This is a genomic window from Geodermatophilus sp. URMC 60, assembly GCF_053502585.1.
Genome location: NZ_CP199958.1, coordinates 4,164,144 through 4,180,985 on the forward strand (window position 1 = coordinate 4,164,144; position 16,842 = coordinate 4,180,985).

General features: G+C 75.3%; 19 protein-coding genes and 1 riboswitch. Of the genes, 8 read left to right on the forward strand and 11 right to left on the reverse strand.

The window, feature by feature from the left end; genetic code table 11:
- Nucleotides 1-252: 252 nt before the first annotated feature.
- The 3 genes from ACWIX3_RS19640 to ACWIX3_RS19650 are packed head-to-tail and all read left to right on the forward strand — an operon-like array spanning nt 253 to nt 3,714.
- On the forward strand, nt 253-1,833 hold the full coding sequence (locus ACWIX3_RS19640) for a Re/Si-specific NAD(P)(+) transhydrogenase subunit alpha (protein ID WP_448609030.1): 1,581 nt from the start codon (nt 253-255) through the stop codon (nt 1,831-1,833).
- 1 nt (nt 1,834) lies between these two features.
- Nucleotides 1,835-3,241: a Re/Si-specific NAD(P)(+) transhydrogenase subunit beta gene (pntB, locus tag ACWIX3_RS19645; protein ID WP_448609031.1), complete on the forward strand. Its 1,407-nt coding sequence runs from the start codon at nt 1,835-1,837 to the stop codon at nt 3,239-3,241.
- A gap of 38 nt (nt 3,242-3,279) precedes the next feature.
- The gene (locus ACWIX3_RS19650; protein WP_448609032.1) at nt 3,280-3,714 is read left to right on the forward strand and encodes a hypothetical protein; all 435 of its coding nucleotides are present in this window, start codon (nt 3,280-3,282) and stop codon (nt 3,712-3,714) included.
- 57 nt (nt 3,715-3,771) lie between these two features.
- On the opposite strand, the gene ACWIX3_RS19655 is transcribed toward ACWIX3_RS19650, so the two are convergent.
- The 4 genes from ACWIX3_RS19655 to ACWIX3_RS19670 all read right to left on the reverse strand — a co-directional run bounded on the left by ACWIX3_RS19655 (nt 3,772) and on the right by ACWIX3_RS19670 (nt 6,061).
- A complete protein-coding gene (locus ACWIX3_RS19655) occupies nt 3,772-4,170 on the reverse strand; it encodes a hypothetical protein (protein ID WP_448609033.1) in 399 nt (132 codons plus the stop codon).
- A gap of 93 nt (nt 4,171-4,263) precedes the next feature.
- Nucleotides 4,264-4,845 (reverse strand): DUF4334 domain-containing protein, encoded by a 582-nt coding sequence (locus tag ACWIX3_RS19660; protein WP_448609034.1) that lies wholly within the window; start codon nt 4,843-4,845, stop codon nt 4,264-4,266.
- A 150-nt stretch (nt 4,846-4,995) separates the two neighbouring features.
- The gene (locus tag ACWIX3_RS19665) at nt 4,996-5,838 is read right to left on the reverse strand and encodes a pentapeptide repeat-containing protein (RefSeq protein ID WP_448609035.1); all 843 of its coding nucleotides are present in this window, start codon (nt 5,836-5,838) and stop codon (nt 4,996-4,998) included.
- A 13-nt stretch (nt 5,839-5,851) separates the two neighbouring features.
- Nucleotides 5,852-6,061 carry a DUF4177 domain-containing protein gene (locus ACWIX3_RS19670; protein WP_448609036.1) on the reverse strand — a complete coding sequence of 70 codons (210 nt, stop codon included), beginning with the start codon at nt 6,059-6,061 and terminating at the stop codon, nt 5,852-5,854.
- Nucleotides 6,062-6,106: 45 nt separating this feature from the next.
- Here ACWIX3_RS19670 and ACWIX3_RS19675 point away from each other — a divergent pair, with 45 nt between their 5' ends.
- Nucleotides 6,107-6,490 (forward strand): VOC family protein, encoded by a 384-nt coding sequence (locus ACWIX3_RS19675; RefSeq protein WP_448609037.1) that lies wholly within the window; start codon nt 6,107-6,109, stop codon nt 6,488-6,490.
- A gap of 1 nt (nt 6,491) precedes the next feature.
- Here the strand turns inward: ACWIX3_RS19675 and ACWIX3_RS19680 are convergent, their stop codons facing one another.
- On the reverse strand, nt 6,492-6,905 hold the full coding sequence (locus tag ACWIX3_RS19680) for a hypothetical protein (RefSeq protein ID WP_448609038.1): 414 nt from the start codon (nt 6,903-6,905) through the stop codon (nt 6,492-6,494).
- Nucleotides 6,906-6,964: 59 nt separating this feature from the next.
- On the opposite strand from ACWIX3_RS19680, the gene ACWIX3_RS19685 reads away from it, so the two are divergent.
- Nucleotides 6,965-7,495, forward strand: coding sequence for a DUF2784 domain-containing protein (locus tag ACWIX3_RS19685; RefSeq protein ID WP_448609039.1), 531 nt, complete (start codon nt 6,965-6,967; stop codon nt 7,493-7,495).
- Here ACWIX3_RS19685 and ACWIX3_RS19690 read toward each other — a convergent pair.
- Nucleotides 7,428-8,168, reverse strand: a complete 741-nt coding sequence (locus ACWIX3_RS19690) for a DUF72 domain-containing protein (protein WP_448609040.1) — start codon at nt 8,166-8,168, stop codon at nt 7,428-7,430. The two genes, ACWIX3_RS19685 and ACWIX3_RS19690, sit on opposite strands and share 68 nt — an antisense overlap.
- A 17-nt stretch (nt 8,169-8,185) precedes the next feature.
- Nucleotides 8,186-8,830, reverse strand: a complete 645-nt coding sequence (locus tag ACWIX3_RS19695; RefSeq protein ID WP_448609041.1) for a class I SAM-dependent methyltransferase — start codon at nt 8,828-8,830, stop codon at nt 8,186-8,188.
- A gap of 56 nt (nt 8,831-8,886) precedes the next feature.
- Here ACWIX3_RS19695 and ACWIX3_RS19700 point away from each other — a divergent pair, with 56 nt between their 5' ends.
- Nucleotides 8,887-9,222: a YnfA family protein gene (locus ACWIX3_RS19700; protein WP_448609042.1), complete on the forward strand. Its 336-nt coding sequence runs from the start codon at nt 8,887-8,889 to the stop codon at nt 9,220-9,222.
- 176 nt (nt 9,223-9,398) lie between these two features.
- Here the strand turns inward: ACWIX3_RS19700 and ACWIX3_RS19705 are convergent, their stop codons facing one another.
- Nucleotides 9,399-10,259, reverse strand: a complete 861-nt coding sequence (locus tag ACWIX3_RS19705) for an aggregation-promoting factor C-terminal-like domain-containing protein (RefSeq protein ID WP_448609043.1) — start codon at nt 10,257-10,259, stop codon at nt 9,399-9,401.
- A gap of 219 nt (nt 10,260-10,478) precedes the next feature.
- Nucleotides 10,479-10,639: riboswitch (cyclic di-AMP (ydaO/yuaA leader) on the reverse strand.
- Nucleotides 10,640-10,842: 203 nt separating this feature from the next.
- On the opposite strand from ACWIX3_RS19705, the gene ACWIX3_RS19710 reads away from it, so the two are divergent.
- Together ACWIX3_RS19710 and ACWIX3_RS19715 are read left to right on the forward strand one after the other, a co-directional pair.
- Nucleotides 10,843-11,952: an LLM class flavin-dependent oxidoreductase gene (locus tag ACWIX3_RS19710; RefSeq protein ID WP_448609044.1), complete on the forward strand. Its 1,110-nt coding sequence runs from the start codon at nt 10,843-10,845 to the stop codon at nt 11,950-11,952.
- Nucleotides 11,949-12,569 (forward strand): FMN reductase, encoded by a 621-nt coding sequence (locus tag ACWIX3_RS19715; RefSeq protein WP_448609045.1) that lies wholly within the window; start codon nt 11,949-11,951, stop codon nt 12,567-12,569. Before ACWIX3_RS19710 ends, ACWIX3_RS19715 begins: the two co-directional genes overlap by 4 nt.
- A gap of 79 nt (nt 12,570-12,648) precedes the next feature.
- Here the strand turns inward: ACWIX3_RS19715 and ACWIX3_RS19720 are convergent, their stop codons facing one another.
- The 3 genes from ACWIX3_RS19720 to ACWIX3_RS19730 form a co-directional block, all read right to left on the reverse strand.
- Nucleotides 12,649-14,223, reverse strand: a complete 1,575-nt coding sequence (locus ACWIX3_RS19720) for a glutamate synthase-related protein (protein ID WP_448609046.1) — start codon at nt 14,221-14,223, stop codon at nt 12,649-12,651.
- A 173-nt stretch (nt 14,224-14,396) separates the two neighbouring features.
- Nucleotides 14,397-15,947, reverse strand: coding sequence for a gluconokinase (locus ACWIX3_RS19725; RefSeq protein WP_448609047.1), 1,551 nt, complete (start codon nt 15,945-15,947; stop codon nt 14,397-14,399).
- Between the two features lie 43 nt (nt 15,948-15,990).
- Nucleotides 15,991-16,626 carry a DivIVA domain-containing protein gene (locus ACWIX3_RS19730; RefSeq protein WP_448609048.1) on the reverse strand — a complete coding sequence of 212 codons (636 nt, stop codon included), beginning with the start codon at nt 16,624-16,626 and terminating at the stop codon, nt 15,991-15,993.
- Nucleotides 16,627-16,842: the final 216 nt, after the last annotated feature.

Sequence of the window (16,842 nt, forward strand, 5' to 3'; positions counted from 1 at the left end):
GGTCCTCACCCTCCCGGGTGGTGCCGCAGGCCGGCGGCGACGGGCGGAGGGGTGGCTCCTACGGAGGGTGACGGGGTCCACTGACGGTCGGGAACCGGGAGGCGGCATGATCTCCCCGGCTGCGCCACCAGTGCACGCCGTCCCGGACCACCCGCCCACCGGCGGGCGCCACCGCTGTACCGGACCGCACCGTCACCGGCCCCGTCGCCGAGGATGGGCGGCTACCCGACCCCCGTGCAGGAGGAACCGGACGTGCTCATCGGAGTCCCTCGGGAGACCCGGCCCGGCGAGACGCGCGTGGCGGCGACGCCGACCACCGTGCGCCAGCTGACCGCGCTGGGCTACGACGTCGTCGTCGAAACGGGAGCGGGAGCGGCGGCCAGCTTCCCGGACGACGGCTACCGCGAGGCCGGGGCCCGGGTGGGGACCGCGGCCGACGCGTGGGACGCCGACGTCGTCCTGCACGTGGCCAAGCCGACGCCCGAGGAGGTCGGGCGGCTGCGCGGCGGCGCGGTGCTGGTCAGTACCCTCGCGCCCGCGCTCGACCCCGACCTCCTGGCGACGCTGGCCGCCCGGCCGATCACCGCGCTGGCGATGGACGCCGTTCCGCGGATCAGCCGCGCGCAGTCGCTGGACGTGCTCAGCTCGATGGCCAACATCGCCGGCTACCGGGCGGTCATCGAGGCGGCACACGCCTTCGGCCGCTCCTTCACCGGCCAGGTCACCGCGGCCGGCAAGGTGCCCCCGGCGACGGTGCTGGTCGTCGGCGCGGGTGTGGCCGGGCTGGCCGCGATCGGCGCGGCCAGCAGCCTGGGCGCGGTCGTGCGGGCCACCGACGTCCGCCCCGAGGTCGCCGAGCAGATCGCCTCGATGGGTGGCGAGTACGTCGGGGTGCCCGCCTCGCCCTCCGACGACACGGAGCAGCCGGGCGGCGGCGGCACCGGCTACGCGAGCGTGACCAGCGAGGACTACGACCGGCGGGCCGCGGCGATGTACGCCGAGCAGGCCCGCGAGGTCGACATCGTGATCACCACCGCGCTGATCCCCGGCCGCCCGGCGCCGCGGCTGATCACCGAGGAGATGGTGGCCGGCATGCGGCCGGGCAGCGTGGTGGTCGACATGGCCGCCGCACAGGGCGGCAACGTGGCCGGCTCCGTGCCCGACGAGGTCGTCACCACCCCCAACGGGGTCACCATCATCGGCTACACCGACCTGCCGGGCCGGCTGCCCGGCCAGGCCTCGCAGCTGTTCGGCACGAACCTGGTCAACCTGGTCAAGCTGCTCACCCCCGGCAAGGACGGGCAACTGGTCCTCGACCTCGACGACGTCGTCCAGCGCTCGATGACCGTGGTGCGCGACGGCGAGCTGCTCTGGCCACCCCCGCCGGTGCAGGTGTCGGCGGCCCCGACCGCGGCACCGGCCCCGCGCCCGGCCGCGCCCCCGCCCGCGCCGAGAGCGCCGCGGTCCCCCGCCCGGACCGCGGCCGTCGTCGGCGTCGCGGCGCTGCTGCTGTTCTTGGCCGCCGCGTTCTCGCCGAACCAGCTGATCGGCAACCTGACGGTGTTCGCACTGGCGGTCGTGGTGGGCTTCTACGTGATCGGCAACGTCCACCACGCGCTGCACACGCCGCTGATGAGCGTCACCAACGCCATCTCCGGGATCATCGTGGTCGGCGCCCTGCTGCAGATCGGCCACACCAGCGCCCTGGTCACCGTGCTGGCCACGGTCGCCGTGCTGGTGGCCAGCATCAACGTCTTCGGCGGCTTCGCCGTGACCCGCCGCATGCTCGGCATGTTCACCCGCGGGCCGGCCCGCGCCACCACGGAGCGCTGACATGACCGCCGTCTCCGCTGCGTCCGCGGCCTACATCGTGGCCGCCCTGCTCTTCGTCCTCAGCCTCGCCGGCCTGTCCCGGCACGAGACGGCGAAGTCGGGCAACGCCTTCGGCATCGCCGGCATGGCGATCGCGCTCGCCGCCACCATCGGGCTGGCCGCCCGGAGCATCGAGGCCGCCGCCGTCGGCCTGATCGTCGCGGCCATGGCCGGCGGAGCCGTGATCGGTCTGTGGCGGGCCCGCCGGGTGGCGATGACGGGCATGCCCGAGCTCATCGCGCTGCTGCACAGCTTCGTCGGCCTGGCCGCCGTCCTCGTCGGCTGGAACGGCTACCTGTCGGTCGAGGCCGAGGCCGGGGAGCAGACCGAGGTGCCGGCCGACCTGCTCGGCATCCACTCCGCCGAGGTGGTGATCGGCGTCTTCATCGGCGCGGTCACCCTCACCGGCTCGGTCGTCGCCTTCCTGAAGCTCTCGGCGCGGATCAAGAGCAACCCGCTCATGCTGCCGGGCCGCAACTGGCTGAACCTGGGCGCGCTGGTCGCCTTCGCCGCGCTCACCGTCGTCTTCGTCGCCGCACCCTCCCTCGGGGTGCTGGCCGCGGTCACGGTGCTCGCGCTGGCGCTGGGCTGGCACCTGGTCGCCTCGATCGGCGGGGGCGACATGCCCGTCGTGGTCTCGATGCTCAACAGCTACTCGGGCTGGGCGGCCGCGGCGTCGGGCTTCCTGCTCGACAACGACCTGCTGATCATCACCGGCGCGCTGGTCGGCTCCTCGGGTGCCTACCTCAGCTACATCATGTGCCGGGCGATGAACCGTTCCTTCCTGTCGGTCATCGCCGGCGGCTTCGGCAACGAGGGCAGCACCGCCTCCGGCACCGAGGACGGCGAGCACACCGAGATCACCGCCGAGGAGGTCGCCGAGCTGCTGCGCGACGCCGAGTCGGTGGTCATCACGCCCGGCTACGGCATGGCCGTGGCCCACGCGCAGTACCCGGTCGCCGAGCTCACCCGCACGCTCACCGAGAAGGGCGTGGAGGTGCGGTTCGGCATCCACCCGGTCGCCGGCCGGCTGCCCGGGCACATGAACGTGCTGCTGGCCGAGGCCAAGGTGCCCTACGACATCGTCCTGGAGATGGACGAGATCAACGACGACCTCGCCAAGACCGACGTGGTGCTGGTCATCGGCGCCAACGACACGGTCAACCCGGCCGCGCTCGAGGACCCGGGCAGCCCGATCGCCGGCATGCCGGTGCTGCAGGTGTGGGAGGCCGAGCACGTCGTCGTCTTCAAGCGGTCGATGAGCACCGGCTACGCCGGCGTGCAGAACCCGCTGTTCTTCCGGGACAACACCCGGATGCTCTTCGGCGACGCCCGCGAGCGGGTGGAGGACATCCTCAAGGCGCTGTGACGGTTGCGGGGGCGGCCCGGGTCCCCGACGGTGTGCACGTGGACCCCTTCCGAGGCCTCGGCCTCCCCCGCATCCCGGGGCTGTCCGAGCTGGTCGACGTGCTGCAGAAGCAGACCGAGGCGTTGGCCCAGCTGCCGCGGACGCTCGCCGACCTCAACACCGCCGTCCGCGAGCTCATCACCGCCACCCGGGTGGCGACCGAGACGATCGCGTCGGCGCAGCGGACCGCCGAGCGGCTCGAGGGCCTGGTCGACGAGCTGGAGGAGCCGGTGCGGGCTCTGCGACCCGGGCTCGAGCGCGTCGGCCGGGTGCTCGACGACCCGGCCATCGAGACCGTGCCCGACACGCTCCGCACGGTCGCCGACGACCTGCTGCCGCTGGTGCACGGGCTGCGGCAGGCCACCGACCGGGTCGGCTCGGTCACCGGGTTCCTGCGCCGTCGCATCCGGCCGGAGGACGACCTCGGGGCCTAGGTCCGACGACGGTGCGTCGTCGACCCGCCCAGCGGCAGCACGCTGGTCGCCCAGCCCTCATCGGGACGGCTGCCGTGCGCGCAGCAGCGCCGTCGCGATCAGCCCCAGCACCGCGCCGTGAACCCCGTTGGTGACGAGCATGGCGACCACCCCGGCGGGCGGGATCGCCTGCGCCGACTCCAGGGCGGGCTGCAGCGACAGGTTGAGCAGGACGGCGAGGACGGCGTAGGCGATGCCGGCGAGGGTCAGTGTCGCCACCGGCCGGCCCAGCCGCCGCGCGACCACCACCGCGACCCAGACGACCGACACCACGGCGGTCACCACCAGTGGTCCCCACGGGCGCCCGGCGGACCCCAGCGCGTCGTACGCGCCGAGGATGCTCAGCACCGGCCGCACCAGCGCCGAGCTGCCCAGCACCATGATCAGTCCCCACGGCAACGACGTCTCACGCAACATGGGCAGGACTGTCACGCCTGCCGGAAGTCAGCACATCCACCGGCAGGCGACGGTCGCCATCGCTCCTGAGCGTGGCGGCGATCACCTCGCCTGTCAGCCGGCCTGCTGCGCGGACGACCTCGATCCCGACAGCCGGGCCCGCTCGAGCAGGAAGGCGAACGGCTCGGGCAGGCCGCGCATGTCCATGAGCCCGAGCAGCAGGTCCGGCGTGACCCGGCGGAAGACGTCGACCACCGGCAGCCGGTCGTAGACGAGCGCCGCCGTGGGCACCCCGCGGTGCACCACCGGGCGCAGCCGGGCGGTGGGACGGCGGGTGGTGAGCAGCGGCCGGACGGCGGCGAACGCCAGCCGGGCCGGGGCGCTGCCGGCCAGACCCGGTGCGCGGCGCAGCAGGGTGAGCGGTGCGGGCGCGGGGTCGATCGGCCGCGGCCGGCCCGCCCGGTCTGCGAAGAGCAGCGGGTGCACGGTGTCGTCGTCGCGCACCTCCTTGCCCCACCAGCGGTGCGCGGTGAGCAGGCCGTCGAGCCGTGAGCCGGTGGGCAGTTCGGCGCCGCGCCAGCGACCGGTCATCTCCTCGACCGCGACCCCGGGCAGCCGGTCGGCGAACGCCAGGACGTCGGCCGGTGCGGCCCCGCCGCGGTGCCGCTCGACCCAGCGGGCGGCGTCGTCGCTCACGAGTCCTCCTCGCCGGCGCTCGTCGGCCGCGTTCGCGGCGCTGCCGTGCCGACCGGTGAGCTCGCGAGCTCGCTCACGAGTCCTCTTCGCCGGCGCTCGTCGGCCGCGTTCGCGGCGCTGCCGTGCCGACCGGTGAGCTCGCGAGCTCGCTCACGCCGCGTCCCAGTGCGCCGGGTGCTCGAGCCCGGCCGGCAGCAGGGTGGTGGCGTCGCCGCGGGCGCCGGCCACCTGGCGCCGGGTGAGGAAGAGGGCGCCGGAGAGGTCGGCGCCGCGCACGTCGGCGCCTCGCAGGTCGGCGCCGAGCAGGTCGGTCAGGTGCAGGTCGGCACCGCGCAGGTCCGCCCCGATCACCAGGGCCCCGCGCAGGCTCACCCCCCGCAGGTCCGCACGCCGCAGGTCGGCGCCCACCAGGTCGGCGTTGCGCCGGTCGGCCCGGCGCCGGCCCCCGGCCCGCGGCCGGAGGCCGGCCCGCGCCAGCTCGCTGACCGACAGCAGCAGCGCGCCGGCCTCCGCCTGGAGAGCGCCGGTGTCGACGGCCGCCAGCTCGTCAGGCCCGGCGGCGGTGAGCCGGGCGGTGCGCTCGTGCGCCGCGGCCAGTTCCCGGCGCAGCGGCGCGGCGGCGTCGAGGGCGAGCGCCTCGGTGAGATACCAGAGCAGCTCGTGCAGCAGCCGCTGGACGCCGAAGGCCGCGAACACCGCCGCCGCCCGCTCCGGCGAGTCCCGCCAGTGCGGGGCGCCGGCGAAGGTCACCTGCACCGTCTGCTGCCCGGCGCCGAAGCAGTCGAAGACCGTGCAGCCGGGAAAGCCGCGCTCGCGCAGCTCCGCGTGGATGCCGCAGCGGTCGTCGTCCCGCAGGTTCGGGCAGGCGTGCCCGGCCGGCTTGTCGATCGCGAAGTCGGCCGAGGCCGCGAACGCCGGGGCGACGCAGCACAGCCCGGCGCAACGGGTGCAGTCCGCGCGCAGCCGGGCGCGGGCCGCGACGGCGTCGGGCACGGGCGCTCCTCGGTCAGGTCGTCGGGCGCTCCAGCGTCACCAGCACGCCCTCGACGGCGCCCGGGCCGATCCGGCCCTTCACCTCGACCGAGGTGATCGCCTTGAGCTGCCAGCCCTCGCGGGCGTGCTGGTTGAGCACCTTCTCCAGCTTGTCACCCGACATCTTCCCGCCGATGAGCCCCTCGCGGAGCTCGACCACCCGGTACTCGAAGCGCTGGGCCACGGCGTCCTCCTCGTCTCGGTCGTGTCCTGCCGCGATGATGCCCCGGTGGACGTGCTGAGCAGCCGCGTGCTCCTCCGGCCGGTCGACCCGGTGCGGTCGCAGGCCTTCTACCGCGACGTCCTGGGGTTGGCGGTGTACCGCGAGTTCGGTCCGCCCGAGCACCCCGGGGTGGTGTTCTTCCTCGGCAACGGCCTGCTCGAGGTCTCCGGGCCCGGCGACGAGCCGCCGCGCGGCCTGGCGCTGTGGGTGCAGGTGCGCGACGTCGCAGCCGAGGCCGAGCGGCTGCGCGCCGCCGGGACGACGGTGCTGCGCGACCCGCGGACCGAGCCGTGGGGCCTGGTCGAGGCCTGGGTCGCCGACCCCGAGGGCGTGCGCATCGTGCTGGTCGAGGTGCCGGCCGACCACCCGCTGCGCCGCGACCAGCGGTAGCTCAGGCGCGCGGCGTCGTCCCCGCCGTCCCGTCGTCGGGGTCGGCGGGGTCGGCGGGGTCGCCCGGACGGCGGACCAGGTCGGCCACCGACTCCTCCAGCCGGGCCCAGGTCGTGCTCCACTCCACCAGCGGGTCGAGGATCCGCTCGAAGACGGCCAGCTGCTCGTCGAAGGCCTGCAGCTGGGCGGTCATCGCCGCGATCTGCTGCCGCTGGCTGCGCACCGCCCGGTCGATGGCGCGCAGCTGGGCCGCCGACATCGCGCCGGGCGGCGAGGGCAGCCGGGGCAGCGAGAACGGCACCGCGCCGCGTGCCCGGTCGGTGAAGCTCCGCAGCTGGCCGACGAACTCCTCGACCGACCGGCTCACCCGGTTGCCCGACCCGCTCTCGCGGCCGCCCGCATCGCTGTCGCTCATGGCCCCCATCCTCCCGCCGGCGGGGCCTCGGCGCGCTCCCGGCGTGCGACGCTGGGAGCGTGCTGTGGGCGCACCTGGTCGCGGTGGTGCACGCGCTCGCCGTCGTCCTCATGGTGACCGGCGCGCTGGTCGCGGTGCGCCATCCCCGACTGCTGTGGGTGCACGCGCCGGTGGCCGCGGCGATCCTCGCGGTCAACCTGGCCGGCGCGCCGTGCCCGCTCACCGACCTGGAGCTGGCGCTGCGCGAGCGGGCCGGCGCCGAGCCGTACACCGGCGGGTTCCTCGGCCACTACGCCCTGGCCCCGTTCGGGCTCGACGTCGCCGGCCCCGGCGTCCAGGCCGGCATCTACACCGTCGCGGTGGTGCCCAACGTGCTCGGCTACGGGCTGCTGGCGCTGCGCGCCCGTCATGCCGTCGGCACCGCTCACGGGCCGGGTGGTCGTCGTGCGGGAGAGGTGGTCCCCGCCGGGGTCGAGACCGCACTCGGTGCGCAGCCGCACCGAGGGGGGCTCCGGGCCGGGCTTAGCCCTGGGTCAGCGCCCGCAGGGTCTCGGCGTTCCGGACCGCGTGCCCGTACCCGTCGTTGTTGAAGTAGGCGTAGACGTCGCGACCGTCGCGCACCCACTCGCCGATCCGGTCGGCCCACCAGCGCAGGTCCGCCTCGGGATAGGAGCCGGCGTAGAGGTGGGCGTCGTCCGGCCCGTGCAGGCGGACGTACACGAACGGCGCGGTCGCCCGCAGCACGCACGGCAGGCCGGCGCCGCTCATCACGCAGTACGCCGCGCCGTGCCGCTCGAGCAGGGCGTACACCGCCTCGTCGTGCCAGCTGGGGTGGCGGAACTCCACCGCGACCCGCATCCAGTCGGGCAGCAGGCCGAGGAAGAAGTCGAGCCGGGCGTCGTCGCGGGCCTGCGTGGGCGGCAGCTGCACCAGCAGGACGGCGCGCTTCTCCCCCAGCTCGTGCCAGCACGCGGTGAGCCGGCCGATCCAGGTCTCGGGGGCGTACAGCCGCTTGGCGTGGGTGAGCCCGCGCGGGGCCTTGACCGAGAGCTGGAAGCCCGGGGGCAGCCGGCGGCGCCAGGAGGTGAAGGTCGCCGTCCGCGGCCAGCGGTAGAAGCTCGCGTTGAGCTCCACGGTGCCGAAGCGCCGGACGTAGTGCGCCAGCCGGTCGCGCGCGGGCGTGCCCGGCGGGTAGAGGACGCCGTCCCAGTGGTCGTAGCTCCAGCCCGACGTCCCGACGTGCACCGCTGCACCGTTCCCCACCCACCCCACCTCCTCGCTCAGGGCAGCCGCCAGACCGTCGTCCGCCGCAGCCCGGGCCCCTCGGTCTCCGGGATCTCGTGCACCGCGACCGCCTCGAGGCGGTCGTGCGGCAGGTAGGGGCGGCCGGGGTCGCCGACGTAGACCTCGCAGCCGCGGGCGCGGGCCCGGTCGAGGAAGGGCAGCACCCGCTCGGTCATCTCCCGGTCGTAGCAGACGTCGCCGGCGAGGACGACGTCGATGCCGACCGGATCCCGGCCGAGGACGTCGCCGGTGACGCTGATCCCCCCGACGCCGTTGAGCCCGGCGTTGACGCCGACCGCCGTCCGGCTGAACGGGTCGACGTCGCTGGCCAGCACCGACCGGGCGCCGGCGAGGCGAGCGGCCAGCGCCACCAGGCCGCTGCCGGCGCCGAGGTCGAGGACGGCCCGCCCGGCCACCACCGACGGTGCGTCGAGCACGAAACGCGCCAGCGCCTGCCCGCCCGGCCAGGCGGCGGCCCAGAACGGCGGGGTCTCCCCCGCCCCGCCGTCCGCGGCCTCCATCGCCTCCCACAGGGCGACGACGTCGTCGGCCACGTGCAGCCGGACCTCCGGCACCGAGGAGGGCCGCCGGACCTGGGTGTGCACGCGGACGAAGGAGGAGGGGACGGCGCGGACGGTCACGCCCGCAGTCCACCACGTGGCCGCACCCGGCACCGCCCGCCTGGGAGCATCCGCACGTGCTCATCGCCCGGTCGATCGCCCTGTTCCTCGCCGCCGCGGTGCTCGAGATCGGCGGCGCCTGGCTGGTCTGGCAGGGCGTGCGCGAGCACCGCGGCTGGCTCTGCATCGGCCTCGGGGTGGTGGCCCTCGGCGCCTACGGCTTCGTCGCCACCCTGCAGCCGGACGCCTCCTTCGGCCGGATCCTGGCTGCGTACGGCGGTGTCTTCGTGGCGGGCAGCCTGGCCTGGGGCATGGCGCTGGACGGCTACCGGCCGGACCGCTTCGACGTCGTGGGCGCGCTGATCTGCCTCGTCGGCGTGGCCGTGATCATGTACGCCCCGCGGACGTCCTGACCCCGCGGACGTCCTGACCCCGCGCACGGCCGAGGGCCGCCCCCGCGGTGCGGGAACGGCCCTCGGGGAGGACGGCGGCCCCGTCCAGGGAACCCCCCGAGCGTGGCGACGTGCTGGAACGGCCCCTGCAGGGCCCCGCCGCGGGCCTGCGAGCGGTGGGGGGCAGGGGTCCTTCCTCAGTACCAGCCCTTGGCCTGCGAGTGCGACCAGGCGCCGCAGGGGCTGCCGTAGCGGTTCTCGATGTAGATCAGGCCGGCGTCGATCTGCCGGTAGCCGTCCGACGTCTTCGCGATGCCGGTGCTCGCCCAGGTCGAGTTCAGGAACTGCGGGATGCCGTAGGCGGTGCTGGTGGGGTTCTGCGCGTTGGGGTTCCAGCCGCTCTCCTTGCCCCACAGCTTCTCCAGGCAGCTGAACTGCTCGGCGCTGCCGACCTTGCTCATCGCGTAGTCCTTGAAGGAGCCGCGCGGCGCGGAGGACGACGAGCTGCTGGCAGCCGGTGCCGGAGCGGCGGCAGAGGAGGCCGCCTGGCGCTCGGCGGCCGCGCGGGCGGCGGCCTCGGCCGCGGCCTTCTCGGCGGCCTCGCGCTCCGCGGCCTCGCGGGCGGCCTGCTCGGCAGCGGCCTTCTCGGCGGCGGCCTTCTCGGCGGCCTGCCGGTCCAGCTCGGCCTGCTCGGCGGCGGCCTGGACCTGCGCGGCCTGCGCCTCGGCGGCCTGGCGCTCGCTCCGGGAGGCGGCGAGGTCCTCCAGCGGGGCGAGCTCGGTGGGAGCCGGGGCGCTGAGCGGCTGCTGCGTGGCCTCGGCGGTGATGCCGAGCTGCTCGGCGACGCTCATGGAGGCGGTCACCGTCTCGGTCTCGGCCTCGGCCTCGGCCGCCGGCTGCGCGCCGATGACGGTGTTGACGACGATCGCGCCGGCGGCGGCGGTGGCCAGCAGGATCGCCGGGCGGCGGCCGCGGGCGGGCAGCCGCAGGCGGCGGCGGGCGGTCCGATCGGCGGCGGGCTCGGCGGCCGGGACGGCCGGGAACTGCTTGGTGTCCATGGGGGTGGGGGTGCTCCGTGGCGGGAGGGCGCGCGGGGTGGGTCCTCCGAGCGGAGGGCAGCCCGGTGCGGCGCGGTCTACGGGGGCGCCGGCGGATCAGGGAGTGCCGGCGGGCGCGGTCGGGTGCCGGGTCAGCTGGCCGGGGAAGAGGCGCGGAGCGCGCGTGGCCGGGTGGGCCGGCGAGCCGCGAGGGCCCGTGGGCGGGGCATGCGAGTGCTCCGTTCTTCCGTGAGCCGCCTACCGAGTTAGCTGACGGGTTCGGGCGGGAAGCAGCCCTACCGGCCCGCGCATCGTGCTCGCGGGCGGGATTCACCCCAGTACTGCGGTGGGTCCCCGGCTCGCGCCCGCTGGCAGCGGACACGACTCGGCGGCGTCCGGCCAGGCTCCCCGAGCGGGGACCAGACGACCGACCGGACGGGAGCCACCGTAAGCGGCGTTACCGTCCCGTGACAATGCCGCGAACCACATCCGACACGTGAGTGACGTCGCAGTGCGGCGAGGCCCTCCCTCCCGAGGGGGCCGGACGAGGGGAATACGCACCCGTCGGATGCGTTGCAGCGACCGGTAGTTGCACTCTCAACCAATGGAGACCGACATGCAGTTCGGCGTCTTCTCGGTCAGCGACATCACGACCGATCCCACCACCGGCCGCACGCCCGGCGAGGCGGAGCGGATCCAGGCGATCGTCACCATCGCGAAGAAGGCCGAGGAGGTCGGGCTCGACGTCTTCGCCCTGGGGGAGCACCACAACCCGCCGTTCTTCTCCTCCTCGCCGACGACGACGCTGGCCTACATCGCCGCCCAGACCTCGCGGCTGCAGCTGTCGACGGCGACCACGCTGATCACCACCAACGACCCGGTGAAGATCGCCGAGGACTACGCGATGCTGCAGCACCTGGCCGGCGGCCGAGTCGACCTGATGATGGGCCGCGGCAACACCGGCCCGGTCTACCCGTGGTTCGGGCAGGACATCCGCAACGGCCTGCCCCTGGCGGTCGAGAACTACGCGCTGCTGCGCCGGCTGTGGGACGAGGACGTCGTCGACTGGCAGGGGCAGTTCCGCACGCCGCTGCAGGGCTTCACCTCGACCCCGCGGCCGCTGGACGGCGTCCCGCCCTTCGTGTGGCACGGCTCGATCCGCTCCCCGCAGATCGCCGAGCAGGCCGCCTACTACGGCGACGGCTTCTTCCACAACCACATCTTCTGGCCGCCGGAGCACACCGCCCGGATGGTCGAGTTCTACCGCCGCCGCTTCGAGTACCACGGCCACGGCAGCGCCGACCAGGCGATCGTCGGCCTGGGCGGGCAGGTGTTCATGCGCCGGAACAGCCAGGACGCCGTCCGCGAGTTCCGCCCGTACTTCGACAACGCGCCGGTCTACGGCCACGGCCCCTCGCTGGAGGACTTCTCCCGCGAGACGCCGCTGACCGTCGGCTCCCCGCAGCAGGTCATCGAGCGGACGCTCGGCTTCCGCGACCACGTCGGCGACTACCAGCGGCAGCTGTTCCTCATCGACCACGCCGGCCTGCCGCTGAAGACGGTCCTGGAGCAGCTGGACCTGCTCGGCGAGGAGGTCGTGCCGGTGCTGCGCAAGGAGTTCGCCGCGCTCAAGCCCGCGCACGTCCCCGACGCCCCGACCCACGCCTCGCGCGTGGCGGCCCGCCAGGCGTCTCTCCAGGAGGTGTCCGCATGACCACCCGCACCCTGGCCGTCGTCAGCGCCGGGCTGTCGACCCCGTCGTCGACCCGGCTGCTGGCCGACCGGCTGGCCGCCGCGACCGTCGGCGCCCTGCGCGAGCGGGGCGACGACGCGACGGTGGAGGTCGTCGAGCTGCGCACGCACGCCCGCGACCTCGCCGACGACCTGGTGACCGGGTTCGCCAACGAGTCGCTGCGCGCGGCGATCGACACGGTCGTCGGCGCCGACGGGTTGATCGCCGTGACGCCGGTGTTCTCGGCGTCCTACAGCGGGCTGTTCAAGACGTTCTTCGACGTCCTGGACAAGGACTCGCTCACCGGGACGCCGGTGCTGCTCGGTGCCACCGCCGGCACCGCCCGGCACTCGCTGGTCCTCGAGCACGCGATGCGGCCGCTGTTCGCCTACCTGCGGGCCGTCCCGGCGCCGACCGGCGTGTTCGCCGCGTCGGAGGACTGGGCCGGCGCCGGCGGGGTGGACGCCGAGCTGGCCCGGCGGATCGACCGCGCGGCCGGCGAGCTGGCCGACCTGGTCGCCGGCCGGCCGGCCACCGAGCGGCCGGTGGACCCGTTCGCCGACGTCCCCTCCTTCGAGGAGCTGCTCCGCGGCGCGTGAGCCCCCCGCGGTCACCGCGCCGGGAGCACCTGCCCAGCCCGGTGGGTGGTCCCGGCGCCGTGATCGTCGAGGACCTCCTTCAGCGGACGGCGTCCTCCGAGGGGACGGCGGACCCGCCCTGCGGGGCCTCGGCCGTCATGATCCGCACGATCTCCTCGCGGTCGGCGGCCGAGGGCAGCCCCCACCCCGGCCCGTAGCCGTAGACCTCCCCCAGCGGCGTGGACGCCGTGCGCCCGGAGAGGATCTCGACGGAGGAGGCGTCGATGAGCCCGGGGTGCTCGACCCCGCAGGCCTCGGCGACCTTGACCAGGTCGCGGCGCAGCGTCCCGATGTAGTTCGCCGCCCGTACCGACTTCCGCTGCGGGTCCAGGCCGTGCGCCAGCCAGGGGTTCTGGGTGGCGACGCCGGTCGGGCAGGTGTCGGTGTGGCACTTCTGCGCCTGGATGCAGCCGATCGCCAGCATCGCCTCCCGGCCGACGTTGACCATGTCGCAGCCGAGCGCGAAGGCCACGACCGCGTTGTCGGGCAGGCCGAGCTTGCCGGCGCCGACGAAGGTGACCTGCTCCTGCAGCCCTGCACGGGCGAACACCGAGTGCACCCGGGCGAAGCCCAGCTGGAACGGCAGGGACACCGAGTCGGTGAAGATGAGCGGCGCCGCGCCGGTGCCGCCCTCACCGCCGTCGACCGTCACGAAGTCCACGCCGCGGCCGGTGGCCGCCATCAGGTCGGTGAGCTCCTGCCAGAAGGTCATGTCACCGACGGCGGACTTGATGCCGACCGGCAGCCCGGTCTCGGCGGCGAGCAGTTCCACCCAGTCGAGCAGGCTGTCGGTGTCGGAGAACTCCGCGTGCCGCGACGGGCTGATGCAGTCCACGCCCTCCGGCACGCCACGGGCGGCCGCGATCTCGGCCGACACCTTCGCACCCGGCAGGACGCCGCCGAGGCTGGGCTTGGCGCCCTGGCTGAGCTTCACTTCCAGGGCCCGGATCGGTGCCGAGGCGACGAGGTCCTTGAGCCGCTGCAGGTCGAAGCGGCCCTGCTCGTCCCGGCAGCCGAAGTACGCCGTGCCGATCTGGAAGACCAGCTCACCGCCGTGACGGTGGTGCACCGAGAGCCCGCCCTCGCCGGTGTTCTGCAGGCACCCGGCGAGCGCGGCCCCGCGGTTGAGCGCCTCGATCGCGGCGCCGGACAGCGACCCGAAGCTCATCGCGGAGACGTTGACGACCGAGGCCGGCCGGAACGCCCGCGCCCGGCCGCGCGGACCGCCGAGCACCTTGGCGCTGGGCAGCGCGACGTCGTGGCCCGCGTGGACGGAGGTGGGCGGCACGGCCCGGCCGAACGTGCGGTGGTTGATGACCGGGTAGCCGGCGGTGAACTCCAGGTCGTTGTCGGTACCGAAGCCGAAGTAGTTGTTGTCGTGCTTCGCCGACGCGTACACCCAGCGCCGCTGGTCGCGGGTGAACGGGCGCTCCTCGTTGTTGCCCGCCACGAGGTACTGGCGCAGCTCCGGGCCGATCGACTCCAGCAGGTAGCGCGCGTGGCCGATCACCGGGAAGTTGCGCAGCAGGGTGTGCTCACGCTGCAACAGGTCGCGGGCGGCGACCGCGGCGAGACCGGCCAGGCCGGCACCGGCAAGACGGAGACTGCGTCCCATCGCGCCACGATGCCACCGCGGGCGCGGTTCCGGCGGGTCAGCTGCGACCGGATCCGGCGGTTTCCGCAGAAATGGCCGCGGCGGTTCCCGCTCTCCCGGACGAGGAGGCTGAGCACCGGCGCGAAGAGAAGCCGGGGGTGCCCAGCAGTGTCCCCGTGACCGTCCGGTCGGACTCAGACGGGGTGCGACGGGCTGTCGTCCAGGGCGTCCAGTGCGGTCAGGACGTCGGTCAGCGCGTCGGTCGAGCGCTCCACCAGCGGCCGCAGCTCCCGGTAGACCGCGGCCTCGGCCGGGTCCGGGTCGACCGGGTCGTGCACGGTCACCAGCGCGGTCGCGGCGTCCAGGTCCGGCAGCGCGCCGAGGGCGTGCAGCCCGAGCAGGCAGGTACCCAGGCCGGTGCCCTCCGGCGAGTCGGCGACCCGCACCGGCAGGTCGAGGGCGGCGGCGAGCGTGCGCACCCACAGCTGCGAGGCGACCGCTCCCCCGGTGGCGCGCACCTCGCGCACCGGGACGTCGGTGGCGGAGAACGCATCGCGCACCAACGCCAGCTGCTGGCACACGCCCTCCACCGCGGCACGCACCAGGTGCGGACGGCGGTGCTCCCGGCGCAGGCCGATGTAGGCCCCGCGCAGCCCGGAGCGCCACCACGGCGCCCGCTCACCGAGCAGGTACGGCAGGCAGAGCAGCCCGGCACTGCCCGGCGGCACCGACGCCGCCTCCCCGAGCAGCCGGGCGTCCAGGGCGTCGGCCTCCTCGCCGTGCGGCTCGGGCTCGCCGGGCTCGACGGCCAGCGCGTGGGAGGCCCAGCGCACCACCGAGCCGCCGTTGTTCACCGATCCCCCGACCACCCAGTGCTCGTCGGTGAGCGCGTAGCAGAACAGCCGGCGCCCGGGGTCCACCGTGGGCGCCGGGACGACGACCCGCATGGCGCCGCTGGTGCCCAGCGAGACCGCGGCGACCTCCGGGCGCACCGCGCCGACGCCGAGGTTGGCCAGGACCCCGTCGGAGGCCCCGACGACGACCGGGGTGTCGGCCGGCAGTCCGGTGGCAGCGGCGACGTCGGCACGCAGACCCGGGAGCACCGCGGTCGTGGGCAGCACCTCGCCGAGCTGGTCGGCCCGCACCCCGGCGATGGCCAGCGCCTCGTCGTCCCACCGTCCGGCGCGGATGTCGTAGAGACCTGTGGCCGAGGCGCACGAGCGGTCGAGCACCTGCGGGCCGCCGCACAGCGCCGCGACGACCAGCTCCTTGACGCCGCCCCAGCGCGGCGTCCCGCCGACCCGGTCGGCGTCCTGCGCCCGCTCCCAGGAGAGCTTCACCAGCGGCGACATCGCGTGCACCGGGGTGCCGGTCCGGCCGTGCAGGGTGGGGGCGCGCCCGTCGGCGTGCAGGGCCTGCGCCCACTCGGCGGCCCGGGCGTCGGCCCAGGTGATCACCGGGCCCAGTGGCGCGCCGTCGCCGTCCATCGGCACCAGGCCGTGCATGGCGGCGCAGAGGGCGATCCCGATGACCCGGTCGCCGCGCGCGCGGGCGCGCCCGGCGATGGCGGCGAGGGCCTCGACCGCGGCCTGCTGCAGCCGGCCGGCGTCGAGCTCGGCGCGGCCGGGGCCGGGCACGAGCAGCGGGTAGCCGACGCTGACCACGTCCCGGACGCAGGCGTCGACGCCCGCGGTCACCGCCTTCGTCGCCGTCGTGCCGGAGTCGAGCCCGACGACGACGTCCACGCACACCTCCCGCTGGTGATCTCGTGGCCCCGACGCTAGCGGGTCAGCCGGCCACCGGCGCGCGGGTCTGGTGCTCCTCCACGGCCAGGCTCTGCAGCGCCTCGTCCAGCCGCGCGGCCAGCCGGCGGACCTCGGCATGTGCCCGCGCCAGCTCCTCCTCCGCCGCCGCCCGGGCCTCCTCGGCCTCCGCCCGCATGCGCTCGCAGTCGGCGACGGCGTCGTCCCTGACCTCGCGGGCACGCCGCAGCAGCGCGTCGGCCTCGGCCCGCGCCACCCCGCGCAGCCGGTCGGCGTCGGCGGCGCCCGCCTCGGTCAGCCGGGCCGCCTCGTCCGCGGCCAGCCGCAGGATCTCCCCGACCCGCTCGGAGGTGCGCACCTGCTCGCGCCCGGCCGGGGAGCAGGCCAGCAGCCTGCGGGAGATCTCCAGCTCCGCCGAGCAGGTGCCGTAGCGGGTCAGCAGGTCGTCGTTGGCCCGCCGGAGGGCGAGCAGCTCGGTCTCGGCCCGGGCGAGGTAGCCGTCGACCTGCAGCCGGTCGTAGCCGCGCAGCGCCGTCCGGAACAGTGGCCGGCGTCCGAGCAGGGCGTCGAGCTCGCCGGCAGGTCCCCGGTCAGCCCGGGAGGCCGGCGATCCGCCCGGCCCGGACCCGCCGCCGGCCGGGCCCTCGTTGCGTCGCAACACCGCGCCTCCCTGCTCCCCGTGCTGCCCAGGGTCGGGACGGTGCCAGACCTGACCGCCGGGGTGGGCGGTCGCGCTCCCGGCGCGGCGGGGGCGATGGTGGTGTCCGCCGCCTGCGTGCCGGGCCGGCCACGAGGCGTGGTGAAGGACCCCGTCCGCCTCGCCGAGGACCCCCTCGCCCCCGCCACTCGCAGGCTCCGGCGGGACCCTGCAAGGGGG

Coding starts and splice junctions, on each gene's coding strand:
- ACWIX3_RS19715 (WP_448609045.1), top strand. CDS start 11,949: ATGACCACCCGCACCCTGGCCGTCGTCAGCGCCGGGCTGTCGACCCCG.
- ACWIX3_RS19680 (WP_448609038.1), bottom strand. CDS start 6,905: ATGAGCGACAGCGATGCGGGCGGCCGCGAGAGCGGGTCGGGCAACCGG.
- ACWIX3_RS19655 (WP_448609033.1), bottom strand. CDS start 4,170: ATGTTGCGTGAGACGTCGTTGCCGTGGGGACTGATCATGGTGCTGGGC.
- ACWIX3_RS19705 (WP_448609043.1), bottom strand. CDS start 10,259: ATGGACACCAAGCAGTTCCCGGCCGTCCCGGCCGCCGAGCCCGCCGCC.
- pntB (WP_448609031.1), top strand. CDS start 1,835: ATGACCGCCGTCTCCGCTGCGTCCGCGGCCTACATCGTGGCCGCCCTG.
- ACWIX3_RS19720 (WP_448609046.1), bottom strand. CDS start 14,223: ATGGGACGCAGTCTCCGTCTTGCCGGTGCCGGCCTGGCCGGTCTCGCC.
- ACWIX3_RS19710 (WP_448609044.1), top strand. CDS start 10,843: ATGGAGACCGACATGCAGTTCGGCGTCTTCTCGGTCAGCGACATCACG.